The sequence below is a fragment of the Cryobacterium sp. PH29-G1 genome (genome assembly GCF_030063365.1).
Lineage (GTDB): Bacteria > Actinomycetota > Actinomycetes > Actinomycetales > Microbacteriaceae > Cryobacterium.
In genome coordinates this window covers 116249-130287 of the sequence record NZ_JASISY010000002.1, presented here as the reverse complement: position 1 = coordinate 130287, position 14039 = coordinate 116249, and the positions used below count along the sequence as shown (strand labels likewise).

Annotated in this window: 13 protein-coding genes, 1 tRNA gene and 1 other RNA gene; 10 read left to right on the top strand and 5 right to left on the bottom strand. The window is 61.3% G+C overall.

The genetic code is table 11. The annotated features are described in order from the left end of the window. Positions 1-4 precede the first annotated feature (4 nt). Positions 5-2731 carry a pyruvate dehydrogenase (acetyl-transferring), homodimeric type gene (gene aceE, locus QMK22_RS03020; protein ID WP_283496157.1) on the bottom strand — a complete coding sequence of 909 codons (2727 nt, stop codon included), beginning with the start codon at positions 2729-2731 and terminating at the stop codon, positions 5-7. A 258-nt stretch (positions 2732-2989) separates the two neighbouring features. Between aceE and QMK22_RS03015 the strand changes: the two genes are divergently transcribed. Both QMK22_RS03015 and QMK22_RS03010 read left to right on the top strand, forming a co-directional pair. Further along, positions 2990-3460: a peroxiredoxin gene (locus QMK22_RS03015; protein WP_283496156.1), complete on the top strand. Its 471-nt coding sequence runs from the start codon at positions 2990-2992 to the stop codon at positions 3458-3460. Between the two features lie 73 nt (positions 3461-3533). Further along, positions 3534-3606: transfer RNA gene (locus tag QMK22_RS03010), tRNA-Val, on the top strand. A gap of 27 nt (positions 3607-3633) precedes the next feature. Here QMK22_RS03010 and QMK22_RS03005 read toward each other — a convergent pair. Then, complete coding sequence (locus tag QMK22_RS03005) at positions 3634-5190, bottom strand: glycoside hydrolase family 18 protein (RefSeq protein WP_283496155.1); 1557 nt, start codon at positions 5188-5190, stop codon at positions 3634-3636. 565 nt (positions 5191-5755) lie between these two features. On the opposite strand from QMK22_RS03005, the gene QMK22_RS03000 reads away from it, so the two are divergent. From QMK22_RS03000 to rnpB, 6 genes are all read left to right on the top strand, one after another. Then, complete coding sequence (locus QMK22_RS03000; protein WP_283496154.1) at positions 5756-6373, top strand: GAF and ANTAR domain-containing protein; 618 nt, start codon at positions 5756-5758, stop codon at positions 6371-6373. A 9-nt stretch (positions 6374-6382) separates the two neighbouring features. Continuing rightward, the gene (locus tag QMK22_RS02995; RefSeq protein ID WP_283496153.1) at positions 6383-7093 is read left to right on the top strand and encodes a GAF and ANTAR domain-containing protein; all 711 of its coding nucleotides are present in this window, start codon (positions 6383-6385) and stop codon (positions 7091-7093) included. Positions 7094-7253: 160 nt separating this feature from the next. Beyond that, a complete protein-coding gene (locus tag QMK22_RS02990) occupies positions 7254-7589 on the top strand; it encodes a hypothetical protein (RefSeq protein ID WP_283496152.1) in 336 nt (111 codons plus the stop codon). A gap of 87 nt (positions 7590-7676) precedes the next feature. Then, positions 7677-8495, top strand: coding sequence for a Nif3-like dinuclear metal center hexameric protein (locus QMK22_RS02985; protein ID WP_283496151.1), 819 nt, complete (start codon positions 7677-7679; stop codon positions 8493-8495). A gap of 60 nt (positions 8496-8555) precedes the next feature. Continuing rightward, complete coding sequence (locus tag QMK22_RS02980; protein WP_283496150.1) at positions 8556-9293, top strand: zinc ribbon domain-containing protein; 738 nt, start codon at positions 8556-8558, stop codon at positions 9291-9293. 47 nt (positions 9294-9340) lie between these two features. Then, positions 9341-9734: RNase P RNA component class A (rnpB, locus tag QMK22_RS02975), an RNA gene on the top strand. Positions 9735-9778: 44 nt separating this feature from the next. Here rnpB and ppgK read toward each other — a convergent pair. Beyond that, the gene (gene ppgK, locus QMK22_RS02970) at positions 9779-10537 is read right to left on the bottom strand and encodes a polyphosphate--glucose phosphotransferase (RefSeq protein ID WP_283496149.1); all 759 of its coding nucleotides are present in this window, start codon (positions 10535-10537) and stop codon (positions 9779-9781) included. Between the two features lie 29 nt (positions 10538-10566). Further along, on the bottom strand, positions 10567-11430 hold the full coding sequence (gene map, locus QMK22_RS02965) for a type I methionyl aminopeptidase (protein ID WP_283496148.1): 864 nt from the start codon (positions 11428-11430) through the stop codon (positions 10567-10569). A gap of 12 nt (positions 11431-11442) precedes the next feature. On the opposite strand from map, the gene QMK22_RS02960 reads away from it, so the two are divergent. Next, on the top strand, positions 11443-11631 hold the full coding sequence (locus tag QMK22_RS02960) for an SPOR domain-containing protein (RefSeq protein ID WP_283496147.1): 189 nt from the start codon (positions 11443-11445) through the stop codon (positions 11629-11631). A 57-nt stretch (positions 11632-11688) separates the two neighbouring features. On the opposite strand, the gene panB is transcribed toward QMK22_RS02960, so the two are convergent. Beyond that, on the bottom strand, positions 11689-12573 hold the full coding sequence (gene panB, locus QMK22_RS02955) for a 3-methyl-2-oxobutanoate hydroxymethyltransferase (protein ID WP_283496146.1): 885 nt from the start codon (positions 12571-12573) through the stop codon (positions 11689-11691). A 106-nt stretch (positions 12574-12679) separates the two neighbouring features. Between panB and glnA the strand changes: the two genes are divergently transcribed. Beyond that, the gene (glnA, locus tag QMK22_RS02950; RefSeq protein ID WP_283496145.1) at positions 12680-14017 is read left to right on the top strand and encodes a type I glutamate--ammonia ligase; all 1338 of its coding nucleotides are present in this window, start codon (positions 12680-12682) and stop codon (positions 14015-14017) included. The last annotated feature ends 22 nt before the right edge of the window (positions 14018-14039 follow it).

Here is a 14039-nt window from a genome sequence, read left to right as displayed (position 1 = left end):
TTTCTTAGCTCTCGCCCCCGGCAGACCCGGTGGTGCCGGCCCGCACATCGTGAAGCTCATACTTCGTGATGGCCTGGCCGACGAGGCTGCGGTCGATTTCCCCGCGACGAGCCAGCAACTCGAGCGTGCGCACGACCATCGAGGGGCTATCGATCTTGAAGAAGCGACGTGCCGCAGGTCGGGTATCCGAGAAACCGAAGGTGTCCGCGCCCAAGGTCGCAAAGTCGCCGGGTATGAATTGGCGAATCTGGTCTGGCACGGCGTGCATGAAGTCGGAAACGGCAACGACGGGGCCGCCGGCTCCGGCGAGCTTCTCGGCGACGTACGCGGTTCGCGGCTCCTCATCGGGGTATAGGAAGTTGTGCTCATCGGCGGCCAAGCCGTCGCGACGCAACTCGTTCCACGAGGTGACCGACCAGACATCGGCGGAGACACCCCAGTCTGCCGCGAGGAGCTTCTGGGCTTCCAAAGCCCACGGCACAGCCACACCGGAGGCGAGGAGCTGGGCCTTGGGTCCGGCAGTTACCGATTCACTGACACGGTGCAATCCGCGCAGAATACCGTCAACGTCCACGTTGTCGGGCTCGACCGGCTGCACGGCGGGCTCGTTGTACACCGTGATGTAGTACATGACGTTCGGGTCGGTGTGCGAGCCACCGTACATGCGCTCGAGGCCGGCGCGCACAATGTGCCCGATCTCATAGCCGTATGCCGGGTCGTAGGACACGACGGCCGGGTTCGTCGAGGCGAGCATCGGGGAGTGACCGTCAGCGTGCTGCAACCCCTCTCCGGTGAGAGTCGTGCGTCCGGCGGTGGCGCCGATGATGAACCCGCGGGTCATCATGTCGCCGGCCGCCCAGAACGCATCGCCCGTGCGCTGGAATCCGAACATGGAGTAGAAGACGTAGACCGGGATCAGCGGTTCACCCTGTGTGGAATACGAAGTTCCCACATTGGTGAAGGCTGCGGCGGCTCCGGCCTCATTGATGCCCACGTGCAGGATCTGGCCCTGCGGGCTTTCCTTGTACGCCAAGAGCTGCGCATGGTCGACCGAGGTGTAGTGCTGCCCATTGGGGTTGTAAATCTTCGCCGTCGGGAAGAACGCGTCAATGCCGAAGGTACGTGCCTCGTCGGGAATGATCGGCACAATGCGGTTACCGAAGTCCTTGGCGCGAACAAGCTCCTTGAGCAGCCGCACGAACGACATCGTCGTAGCGATTTCCTGCGTTCCGGAACCCTTTTTTGCCACGGCATAGGTCTTGTCGTCTGGCAGGTTGAGTTTGGTGTGCTTCGTCCGGCGCTCCGGCACGTAGCCGCCGAGCGCACGACGACGCTCGTGCATGTACTCGATGGCCTCGTCCTTCTCGCCGGGAGTGTAGTAAGGCGGCAGGTAGGGATTTTCCTCGAGCTGGGCGTCCGTGATCGGCACGTGCATGCTGTCGCGGAAGGACTTGAGGTTCTCCAGCGTCATCTTCTTCATCTGGTGGGTCGCGTTGCGTCCCTCAAAGCTCGGCCCCAAGCCGTAGCCCTTGATCGTCTTCGCTAGGATGACCGTCGGCTGGCCTTTGTGCTCAGATGCAGCCTTGAACGCCGCATACACCTTGCGGTAGTCGTGGCCACCACGCTTGAGGTTCCAGACCTCGTCGTCGGTGAGGTTTTCCACTAGCTTGAGCGCGCGCGGATCGCGACCGAAGAAGTTTTCGCGCACGTAGGCGCCGCTCTCAGCCTTGTAGGTCTGGTAGTCGCCGTCGGGGGTGACGTTCATCAAATTGATGAGGGCACCATCGGTGTCGTTCTTGAGCAGGTTGTCCCACTCGCGACCCCAAACAACCTTGATGACGTTCCAGCCGGCACCGCGGAAGAAGCTCTCGAGCTCCTGGATGATTTTGCCGTTTCCGCGAACCGGGCCGTCGAGCCGCTGGAGGTTGCAGTTGATGATGAAGTTGAGGTTGTCGAGCCCCTCGTTCGCGGCAACCTGCAGCTGGCCGCGGCTTTCCACCTCGTCCATCTCGCCGTCACCCAGGAACGCCCAGACCTGCTGGTCACTTGCGTCCTTGATGCCGCGGTTGGTCAGGTACCGGTTCAGCTGCGCCTGGTAGATCGCGTTGATCGGGCCAAGCCCCATGGACACGGTGGGGAACTGCCAGAACTCCGGCATTAGGCGCGGGTGCGGGTAGGAGGAAATTCCATCCGGGGCATGCGACTTTTCCTGCCGGAATCCGTCGAGCTGGTTCTCCGTCAGACGGCCCTCGAGGAAGGCGCGGGCATAGGTGCCGGGGGAGGCATGGCCCTGAATGAAGATTTGGTCTCCACCACCCGGGTGGTCTTGACCGCGGAAGAAGTGGTTGAAACCGACTTCGTAGAGGGCAGCGGATGAAGCGTACGTCGAGATGTGTCCACCAACGGCAATACCGGGTCGCTGGGCGCGGTGCACCAAAACGGCGGCGTTCCAGCGAATCCAGGCGCGATAGCGGCGTTCGATGTCTTCGTCACCCGGGAAATCGGGTTCATTCTCCGGTGCGATGGTATTGATGTAGTCCGTCGTGGGAACCATGGGAACACCCAGGTGTAGTTCTTTCGACCGCTTTAACAAGCTGAGCATGATCTCGCGTCCGCGTTCGTGGCCATGTTCGGCAACGAGCGAGTCGAGGGATTGCGACCACTCCGCCGTTTCCTCCGGATCGGAGTCGGCATTGTTCGTCGAGTACGGGTCCTGGTCGTTGACCGTCACAGTCGACCTCTCTCTGGGTTTTATTCAGGGATGGTGCTTCGTGATGAACGATTGCGACGCCACGGAGCACGTGCCGTAAATGAGCAGGTTGGATTGCAACCCGCGGCACAATGTAAGCCTACAGATTACGTCCGAGGTCCGCGTACGGGGCGGCGTCCGGAAAAAATTCGCCGGTCGTGCGAAACTGCGCACGTTGCCGGGCTAGAGTGTGTCACCGGCCAATCTGTGCGCTTCGGGCGCACCAGGAAAGGAGCACACATGGCTCTCGAGAACGACACCCAGGCACCCGACTTCAAGCTGATGAACCAGTTCGGTGAGAGCGTTCAGCTCAGCGAATACCGAGGTCGGAAGTCGGTCGCGTTGGTGTTTTTTCCGTTGGCATTCTCGGGTATCTGTAGTGGTGAACTGTGCGAGCTCCGTGACAACCTCGCCCTGTTTGAAGACAGCGGCGTGGAACTGATCGGCATCTCGGTTGATTCTCGACACGCCCTGCGTGCATTCGGTGAGCAGGAAAAGTACTCGTTTGATCTGGTCGCGGATTTTTGGCCGCACGGCGCGGTCGCGAAGGAATACGGCGTCTTCCTCGAGGAGAAGGGATTCTCGAATCGGGCCACGTTCCTGATCGATCCCAGCGGTATTATTCGTGCCAGCTTCATCACTGCACCGGGCGAGGCACGATCGATCGACGCCTACCGTGCTGCACTCGGACAACTCGTACCGGCTCTCTGAATCGGGTACGTCGCCAAACCAACGGCGACTCTGACCTATACTGGACAAACCCGCGATCAACGCGTCGTCGTGGGGGCCTTTAGCTCAGTTGGTAGAGCGCCACGTTTACACCGTGGATGTCATCGGTTCGAGCCCGGTAGGGCCCACAGAATAACCCCATGCCAGACAGGGTTTCAGGATCGCACTTTTTTGGTGCGCAGTCCGCTGGTCAGCGGGTAGCGGCTACGAATGCCTTCGAGAACGCCCAGCGAGCTTCGCTGACACCTGAACACATGTACGTCGCAAATTCCGCCGGCGCACGATTGATCTCGAGTCATTTCCCACCAGCCGAGACCGGCCAGATTGTTGGCCTTCGCCCACGCACCGACGGTGGTTGCGTCTGAGAGTTTGAACACTTCACCCGCAGTGTCGTTCTTGCCGATCATGGGCGTGAGGCCGATCATGGAAAGTCGCTGCGCGCTGGTCAAGTGCGCGTAAGCGGGGAGTGCGCCAAGCTGAGCCGCGGTCGCTTGAGCCGCTGAGATAGCGGCGGAACCCATGTCAGCTGTGCCGGTACCGTAATCCATCGCCATAATGTTCACGGCGCTCAGCGTCACTCCTGAGGCGGCGAATTCACTAACGGTGCGCATCCCGCTGGAGATCAGACCGTCCGGCATCACGGGGAGCGTCAGCGTCACATCAAGAACGTGCCCGGCGGCAGCGCGTTGCTTCTGAACAGCGGCGATGGCTGCGACTCGTCGCTTGTTGGAGGCGCTGTCGGACACGTCAACGCCTTCAAGGTCGAAATCGATTCTCGTGAGGTTATATCGCTCGATGACCAACGTATACGCCGCCTGCAGGGCGCTCTGGTCAGTGCACACTCGCGCAAGCTCGTCGTTGACCGCACCGCCGAATGACGCGATGAATTGCCCACCCTCGTTCTGGAACGTCGCGACAGCACTACGGAAGTCGCCGCTGGTCCCGACCGTATACGCGGTGTAGCCAGCCCAGGTCGGGCTGCACGCCTGAGACCTGTCGGCGACGATGAAAGCTCCGGTGATGGCTTTAACCCCGGATGCGGCGGAAAACGCGGAGAGGTCCGCTGACGGCCAGAGCCCCATGTCCACGTACGGCGCGACGAGGAGACTGCCGGTCGGTGTGGGTGTGGGCGTGGGTGTCGGTGTGGGTGTGGGCGTGGGTGTCGGTGTCGGTGTGGGTGTCAGTGTGGGTGTGGGTGTCGGTATCGGTATCGGTGTGGGTATCGGTGTCGGCAGGGGCGTTGTGTCTGCCGACTGGCCGTTGATGGAGCAGGGGATCGATGCAGCGCCGGTCGGCAGGCCGATAACAACGCAGGATGTCGGTAGCAGTGCGGAGGTCCCGACCGTGTATGACGTGAGACCGAACGACGTTGATTTACCGCGGGCCAAGGAGGAAGCCCACGTTGGGGCTTTCACTTCGAAGCCGGATGCCGTTTCAAGGACTGTGCCGTTCCACAACGTGTTTACGTCATGAGAGTAGGCGAAGGCGATCTGCCACGGAGCAATCACGACGCTGGAGTTATTCGTCACAGTCACCTGTGACTGGAATCCGGTTCGCCACACATTCGTGTTCGCCCAAGTGACGGCTACTTCTGTCGGAGCACCGGGTGCTGCCAGTGCGGGCAGCGCCGTGAGTGCCCCCGCCCCGAGGACAAGCGCGACGGCGGTACTGACAGCGGCACCGATCCGTTTCCGAAAAATAAAGTCTTTCACAGTGACGTCTCTCTATTGGCAAACCGAATGAAACAACCCGCTGATGCCAGTCGCTTCAATTTATCGTCCGCATAGGGGGATTCGTTAGTGCGTACGAGCAAGTTGCGCCGACTTTATGCTCTCAGAATGAACTATTCATCCGTCTCGCGTATCGGTGAGGCGTTGGTGCACAACCGCAGCTGTTGCGACGTCTGCCGAGATATCAGCAAATAGCCGCACATGGGATTCCTTGTTTGAACCGCGTAGTGTTGTGGACTGTTCGTAATTTTGAGGCAGGACGCCCGTTCACCCTGTGGATGTCATCGGTTCGACCGGCGGCATCCGCCATCAGTGTTTATACCGGGCAGTGCGAAGACCGCAGTGGCAGCCCGCCAGCAGGGAGCAACGAATCCGATTTTCCCCCCAGTGACGTGATCGTGAGGTCGTATGACAGGACGATGTGATCACGAGCCCGTGCACGGTCGCGGCGCGGTGGTGAAGGATGACTGATCGGCAAATTTTTTCCGCTGCCGTCGACGATCTGACGGTGTCGTACGAACGAAGTTCCAGCATGTGCGAGCCGTTCGTGCGCGCGCTTCCGGTCGACGCAGCGAGCTTGTGCACTCTGGGGACCCCGTTTGGATCGGAAACGATGTGTGCCAGCACATCACTCGCGGCCACCTTCGACGAGCTTCAGTTCGATCTGGGAGAAGGACCTTCTTGGGATGCAATGACGACGCGGCGCCCGGTGCTGATCGATGATTTCCAGACCGTGCAGCACTCGAACTGGCCGGCGCTGATGAAGGCAGCGCTTGCCTTTGAGGTTCGATCCGTCCTTGCCTTCCCTCTGACCATGGGATCCATCGATATCGGAGCGGTGTCGTTGTTTTCGCACGGGCCGCGAGTCCTGACCGTGGGTCAGATTCGAGATGCCGAAGTGCTCACCCAGATTGCCGCCGGCCAGGTTTTGCGCCGATCCCTCGCGTCTCACGCACAGAAGACCGATTTGGAAGATAATGAAGGATATTCGAGGCGCGTTGTGCACCAGGCGACCGGAATGGTTCTGGCCCAGCTCCATCTTTCCGCGGCCGATGCGCTCCTGATTATTCACGGCCATGCCTTTTCTCGCGGGCGGACGGTTCGCGAAGTGGCCGACGATGTAGTGACACGACGACTGGATTTTTCGTCGATGCTCGAGACTTAGGATGGAACGATGGTGACAAAAACCCGGGAAGGTCAACTCGTCGAAGCCTTCGTTACCCTGGCCGATACTCTCGTCGCCGACTATGATGTCGTCGATCTTCTGCACACGCTCGTGGAAAAGTGTGCCGCTCTTCTCGAGGCCTCGGCAGCGGGTATCATCCTGTCGGCCGGTGAGGGCGAACTCGAAGTCATGGCGTCAACCAACGAACGCAGCAGGCTCGTCGAAATACTCCAGCTGCGGGCGGGCAGCGGTCCCTGTGTGGAGAGCTTCACCACCGGCTTAGCAGTCGCCATTCCCGACATTAAGCGCACCGACAAGTGGCCGAAGTTTCGAGAAGGCGCCTTGGCGCAGGGCTTCGCTTCCATGCATGCCGTTCCGCTACGACTCCGCGCCACGACCATTGGTTCTCTCAATTTGTTCTGGGATCGAACCGGGGGCCTAAGCGCGGGGGACACCAACACGGTGCAGGCACTGGCAGATGTGGCTACGATTGGAATTCTGCAGGAACGGGCCATTCGCGAGAGCGATATCGTTCGTCAGCAGCTCCAGTATGCACTCAACAGTCGCGTCCTCATCGAACAAGCCAAGGGCGTACTCGCCTATACCCATGGCATGCACATGGGTGATGCCTTTAACAAAATTCGAGACTACGCCCGAAACAATGGTCTTCCACTGGTGAACGTGGCCGAGCGCATCGTGAATCGCGAGTTGACTCTATAGAGTCACGAACCGCCGGCTTCGCCGGAGGCCTCCAAACGGCGCAACATGCGAAACAGCCGGGAGTGCAGCGTCCCGGACCGGTGCGGGCATATAATGTGACTTGCGACCCCGGACCCTGGAAGCACGTGAATTCTTTTCCGTGAGCATTCGAGGGGCGAACATGAAGCACATATTCCATCCGGGCGGTTCGGTAATAACCGGCAGCGATATCGCCGATGCCGTCCTGCTCTATGCCGAAGCACTGTGCAACCGTCGTCAGGTTGACGTCGTGGACATTCCCGTGATGGGCGAGAACGGAAACCTGCTCCGCGCGCAATTCTTGATCGGGGCCGCGAGCCAGTTGATGAGCGTCACAGCCGAGACCCCGTCGCCGGAACTCATCGAACCGGAAACGACTGATTTTCTGCACCGAAAAGCTCAGTCCGGCGCGATGATTCCCGCCGCCTGGACCCGGGAAGAGTCGGCTGCCGCCCAGTTCGACGATTACGACTACTGATTTTTTCGACCGTTTCGCCGGGCGCGGTGCATCGGGTTGCCCGCGTTCGGCGAAGCTCTACGGCCGGGCGCCCGGTAGGCTGAACAGGTGTCATTCTCGCTAGCCGACGTTACCCAGGTCGCCCATACCCTGTGGCCGCTCAACGGCGCCGAGGAATGGGATACTCCGGGTCTGGTGAGCGGTGATCCATCCCAACCGGTGCGCAGCATCCATCTCGCCGTTGACGCCGTTGCCGACACCGTTGACGAGGCCATTTCAACGGGGGCCGACCTGCTCCTGACGCATCATCCGTTGCTCCTGCGCGGCGTCACGAGCGTTGCGGAGGATGGCTACAAGGGTGCACTGCTCAGCCGGCTGATTCGCGCCCAGTGCGCCCTTCTGGCCGCACACACCAACGCTGATGTTGTCGCTGATGGTGTGTCCGATACCATCGCCACCCGTCTCGGCTTGGTCGACGCGAGACCGATCACCGACAGTGCCGCGCCGGGTACCGGGATCGGTAGGGTCGGCCGATTGGCTACGCCGACAACCCTCGGCCACCTCGCCCACACCCTCCTGGCCCTGCTGCCGGCGACGGCCTCCGGTGTGCGTGTCGCCGGCGACTACTCTGCGCCGATCCAAACCGTCGCCCTCTGCGGTGGCGCGGGCGATTCGCTACTGCGCCAACCGGCCGTGCTCACCGCGGATGTCTATATCACGTCCGATCTGCGTCATCACCCGGCCTCCGAAGCTCGAGAGCAAGCGTTGTGCGCCGGCGGACCCGCCCTCATAGACGTTTCACACTGGGCCAGCGAGTGGCTCTGGCTCGAACCGGCGGCCGCCCAGTTACGCGCGGCTCTACCGGGCATGCTGGTCACGGTGAGCGATCTGAACACCGACCCGTGGTCCTGGGCCGTTGTGCACTAACCTCCGAACCATTCAAATTTTCCGCACCACATCTCACTTCCAGCGTTAGGTCAGGACATCGTGAAGGCATCACCACTCCAGCAGAAGGAACTTCTGCGGCTTCAGGCCCTCGACATCAAGGTTCTTCAGCTCAGCCACCAGTCAAAGTCTCTCGTGCAGCACACCGAGCTGGCGGCGCTGGGCCGTGAATCAGAAGCCAGCCGCATGAAACTGCTTGGTCGGTCGGGTGAACTCGATGACGTCCGCACCGAACTCGGGCGCATCGAGAGTGACGTCGAGGTCGTTGAAAAGCGCATCGCACGCGACACCGACCGGTTACAGCACACCTCCTCGATCAAGGACATCCAGGCTCTGGACTCCGAAATCGCCTCCCTCAAGAAACGCCTCTTCGACCTCGAGGAGATCGAAATCGCCGTTTTGGAGCGTCAGGAAGAGCACGAGGCCGCCGTGGCCGTGGTGGAAAAGGAACGGGATGCCATCGCCGAGCGCGTGAGCGTTACCGAATCCGCGCGCGACGAGGTGCTGGTCGATCTCACCCGTCAGCTTGGTGAGCTCACTCGTGACCGAGCAACGGTCGCCGCGACCCTTCCCGATGACCTCGCGGCCCTCTACGAGCGTCTGCGCATCTCCGGCCACGGAAACGCCGCGGCGCTGCTGCGCGCCCGCACCTGCAGCGGATGCACCATGACTCTAACCGGCAGTGACCTCGCGGAAGCCCGCCAGGCGCCAGCCGACGAGGTCATCTTTTGCCCAGACTGCGGCGCCGTGCTGGTGCGCACCGACGAGTCCGGAATCTAGGCCGGTTCGGCGCAGCCCCGCCCGCCCTGTAGGCTGGATTCTCGGAATGGGTCGGCAAGACGGTCGCGTCATTCGCCAGATCTTCGGATCCAACGAATGCCGAGGAACGTCCGGGCTCCACAGAGCAGGATGGTGGGTAACACCCACCCGGGGCAACCCGCGAGACAGTGCCACAGAAAGTAGACCGCCACCGTGCCTAACCTTCGGGTTGGGCGTGGTGGTAAGGGTGAAACGGTGGTGTAAGAGACCACCAGAGGCCAGGGTGACCTGGTCGGCTCGGTAAACCTCGTCCGGAGCAAGGTCAGACAGAAAGCGCTGAGGCGGCTCGCCGAGCTTTCGGGTAGACCGCTAGAGGGCTGCGGTAACGTAGTCACGAGATAGATGGCCGTCGACGGTGTGCAAACACCTGGACAGAACCCGGCGTAATAGCCGGCCCATTCCCCCACTGGTTAGCCGGCCCCGAAGTGGGCGACTGCGGAGCGGAGCTAGCTCGGGAACCGAGCTGCCAGGGCCGCAGCGCCGAGAATTCCGGCATTGTTGCGGTGCACGGCCGGAATGATCCGAGTCTTCAAATTGAGCAGGGGTAGAAAGTTCTCGTGGTGTTTCGACACACCGCCGCCGACAATAAACAGGTCGGGCGAGAACAGCAGTTCCAATGTCGAATAGTATTTTTGTAGGCGAGCGGCCCACTTGTCCCAGCTGAGTTTTTCACGCTCCTTGGCGGAATACGCGGCGCGGGTCTCGTAATCATGCCCGTCGATCTCAAGGTGACCAAGCTCGGTATTGGGCACCAGAACGCCGTCGTTCAGCAGCGCCGAACCGATGCCGGTGCCGAGCGTGGTCAGCAGCACGACACCGGCCACGCCCTTGGCCGCTCCGAATTGCGCTTCCGCGTAACCGGCAGCATCCGCGTCGTTAACGAAGTGAATGGGCAAATTCAACCCTTTTTCGAAGAGTGCCTCCGCGGCCAGCCCGATCCACTTCGACGATACGTTCGCCGCCGACATCGTGTGGCCATCCTTCACGACGGCGGGAAAACACACGCCGACGGGCAGGTCACCGACGCCTTGGGAGACGGTAGCCAGTAGTGCGCGGGTGGTCTCGACGATGTCTTGCGGGCGACCACCCTTCGGAGTGGCCAACTTCACGCGATCGGAGAGAAGTTCGCCGGTCGAGAGATCAACCACCGCTCCCTTGATTCCCGTACCGCCGATGTCGATGCCGATTGCCGTCGTTGCCGTCATGAGATGAACCTATCTGTTCGAAGAGCCGGTCAGGGCAGAGTGAGAATCTCGGCGCCGCGCTCGGTCACCACGAGGGTGTGTTCAAACTGGGCGGTCATGCTGCGGTCGCGGGTGAGCACCGTCCAGTCATCACTCCAAATATCCCAGTCGCTGCTGCCGAGGGTGAGCATCGGCTCGATGGTGAAGACCATCCCAACTTCCATGACCGTGTCGTACTGCGGCGCGTCGTAGTGCGGAATGATCAGGCCGGAGTGGAACGCCTCGCCGACTCCGTGGCCCGTGTAGTCGCGCACAACGCCGTAGTTGAATCTTTTGGCATAAGACTCGATGGTGCGTCCGATCACGTTCACCTGGCGCCCGGGAGCCACGGCCTTGATGCCGCGAGCGAGCGCCTCCCTGGTGCGTTCGACCAGCAGGGTCACTTCCTCGCTAGCCTCGCCGACGATGAATGTGACGTTGGTATCGCCGTGCACGCCATTCTTGAACGCCGTGATGTCAATATTGACGATGTCGCCGTTTTCGAGCACCGTGTTGTCGGGGATTCCGTGGCAAATGACCTCATTCACCGAGCTGCACAACGATTTCGGGTAGCCGCGGTAGCCGAGAGTTGAGGGGTACGCGTCGTTGGCCACCATGTAGTCGTGACCGATCTGGTCGAGTTCTTCGGTGGTTACCCCCGGAACTATCGCCTGCCCGACCGCGACGATCGCCCGGGCGGCGATGCGTCCGGATTCTCGAATGAGCTCGATCCGCTCGGCAGAATAGACGTCAGATCCGGTGAACGGGGCGGGGCCCTTCTTGCCGACGTACTCCGGACGAACGATATGGGACGGAACGGAACGGGTCGAGGACACCGTTCCCGGGGTGAGGTGACCGATTGAATCCTTAGGCATAGGATCAAGCTTATGGCCGAGGACAAAGAACACGCATTCTGGTACAACATGCACACCGGCGAAGTGGAGCAGGGCTTGCAATCAACGTCGCTGGATCGGGTCGGACCGTTTGCCACCCGCGATGAGGCAGCCCACGCGCTGGAGAAGCTGCGCGCCAATAGCGCCAAGTGGTCCGAGGACGACGCTCGCGACGCCCGCTGACCCACGACTAGCGTCTGGGCAGCACCAGGCCCTCAGAGTTCTGACCCTCCTGACTATCTACTCGTAGCTATGCTCGGGAGCCGGGTACACGCCCGAAGCGACGTCGGCGGTAAAGCGCTGCACAGCATCCGTCAGCACGGCACGGACGTCGGCGTATTGCCGCACGAATCTGGGCACGCGACCGCTGGTCATTCCTGCGAAGTCCGTCCACACCAGCAGCTGACCGTCAACGGACGGCCCGGCCCCAACGCCGATGGTCGGAATCGAGAGCCGTTCTGTGACGCGAGCGGCGACTGTGGCCGGCACCATCTCCAGCACCACGGCAAACGCTCCGGCATCCTGCACGGCAAGGGCGTCCGCGATGAGTTCTTCGGCGGCGTCGCCCCGGCCCTGAATTATGTGGCCGCCCAACCCGTGTTCGCTCTGCGGCGTGAAACCGATATGACCCATCACCGGGATTCCCGCCGAGACGATGCGTTTGATCTGTTTATGACTGCGCTGGCCCCCCTCGAGCTTCACAGCGTGCGCCTGAGCTTCCTTCATGAAGCGAACTGCTGTTGCCAGGGCCTGATCCGGACCGCTTTCGTACGAACCGAACGGCATGTCGGCGACCACCAGCGCGCGGGATACCGCACGCGCCACAGCACGCGTCAGGGGGATGAGCTCGTCGACCGTCACCGGGAGAGTCGTCTCATAACCGAACACGTTGTTACCGGCTGAATCACCCACAAGCAGAAAATCGATCCCGGCCTCGTCGAAGATCTGGGCGGTAAGCATGTCGTAACTGGTCAGCCCCGTAATCGGGACGCCCTGCAACTTGGCGTTTTGAAAGTGTCGGGTGCGCACTCGCTTCGGCCCGACGGCCGCACCGTAGGGGTGGCGAACCCCGGCATCGGGAGAAGAAACCGTGGGGTCGGGCTCTGGTGCTGTCAACTCTGGCATGCGACAAGTGTAGTCAGGCCAGCAATCCTGCTTGGAGCCAGTAGCCTAGACAGTAGTAGTTGGTTAGTTGGGAACATACCTGTCGGAACAAGCAGAAAGAGCGTGAATGGACAAGCAGCGCGACTTCGTTCTTCGAACCATCGAGGAGCGAGGAATCAAGTTCGTTCGACTCTGGTTCACAGATGTCGTCGGAACTCTGAAATCGGTGGCTATTGCACCCGCCGAGGTTGAGGGAGCCTTCAATGAAGGCCTCGGTTTCGACGGCTCCGCCATCGAGGGACTCACGCGCTCCTTCGAAGCGGATGTCCTGGCTCACCCGGACCCCACCACGTTCCAGATTCTGCCGTGGCGCGGAGAAGTCGATCCCACCGCCCGCATGTTCTGCGACATCACCACCCCGGACGGCCAGCCCGCTGTGGCCGACCCGCGCAACGTTCTCAAGCGAACCCTCGCCAAAGCGGCCGACCGCGGCTTCACGTTTTACACTCACCCCGAGGTGGAGTTCTACCTGCTCAAGTCGTCTAAGTACGGCAAGAACGGGCCGATTCCGGTGGACAAGGCGGGCTATTTCGACAACGTTCCCGGCGGAACCGCACACGATTTTCGGCGCCGTTCCGTGCGCATGCTCGAAGATCTCGGTATTTCCGTTGAGTTCAGCCACCACGAAGCCGGTCCCGGCCAGAACGAAATTGACCTGCGCTACGCCGACGCTCTCACCACCGCCGACAACATCATGACGTTCCGTACCGTGGTCAAGGAAGTAGCGATCGAGCAGGGCGTCTATGCGACGTTCATGCCCAAGCCCATGTCGGAGCACCCCGGATCCGGCATGCACACCCACATGTCGTTGTTTGAAGGCGACGCGAACGCCTTCTACGAGGCCGGCGCCCAATACCAACTGTCGAAAATCGGCCGCCAGTTCATTGCCGGGCTGCTGAAGCACGCCCCGGAGATCACCGCGGTGACCAACCAGTTCGTCAACTCCTACAAGCGCCTGTGGGGCGGCGACGAAGCCCCCAGCTTCGTCTGCTGGGGCCACAACAACCGCTCGGCACTGGTGCGTGTACCGCTCTACAAGCCCAACAAGGGCCAGAGCGCCCGCGTAGAGTACCGGGCGATTGACTCCGCCGCCAACCCGTATCTGGCCTATTCCCTCATGCTGGCCGCCGGACTCAAGGGCATCGAAGAAGAGTACGAATTGCCGCCCGAAGCCGAAGACAATGTCTGGAGCCTCAGCGACACCGAACGACGTGCGCTCGGATACACCCAGCTTCCGGCCAGCCTCGATCACGCCATTCGATCCATGGAAGAGTCCGAGCTCGTCGCGGAGACGCTCGGCGAACAGGTCTTCAACTACGTTCTACTCAACAAGCGGCAAGAGTGGCGAGACTACCGGTCGCAGGTCACCCCGTTCGAACTGCATAAAAACCTGGAGATGCTCTAACAGTCACTGACGTCTGCAGACC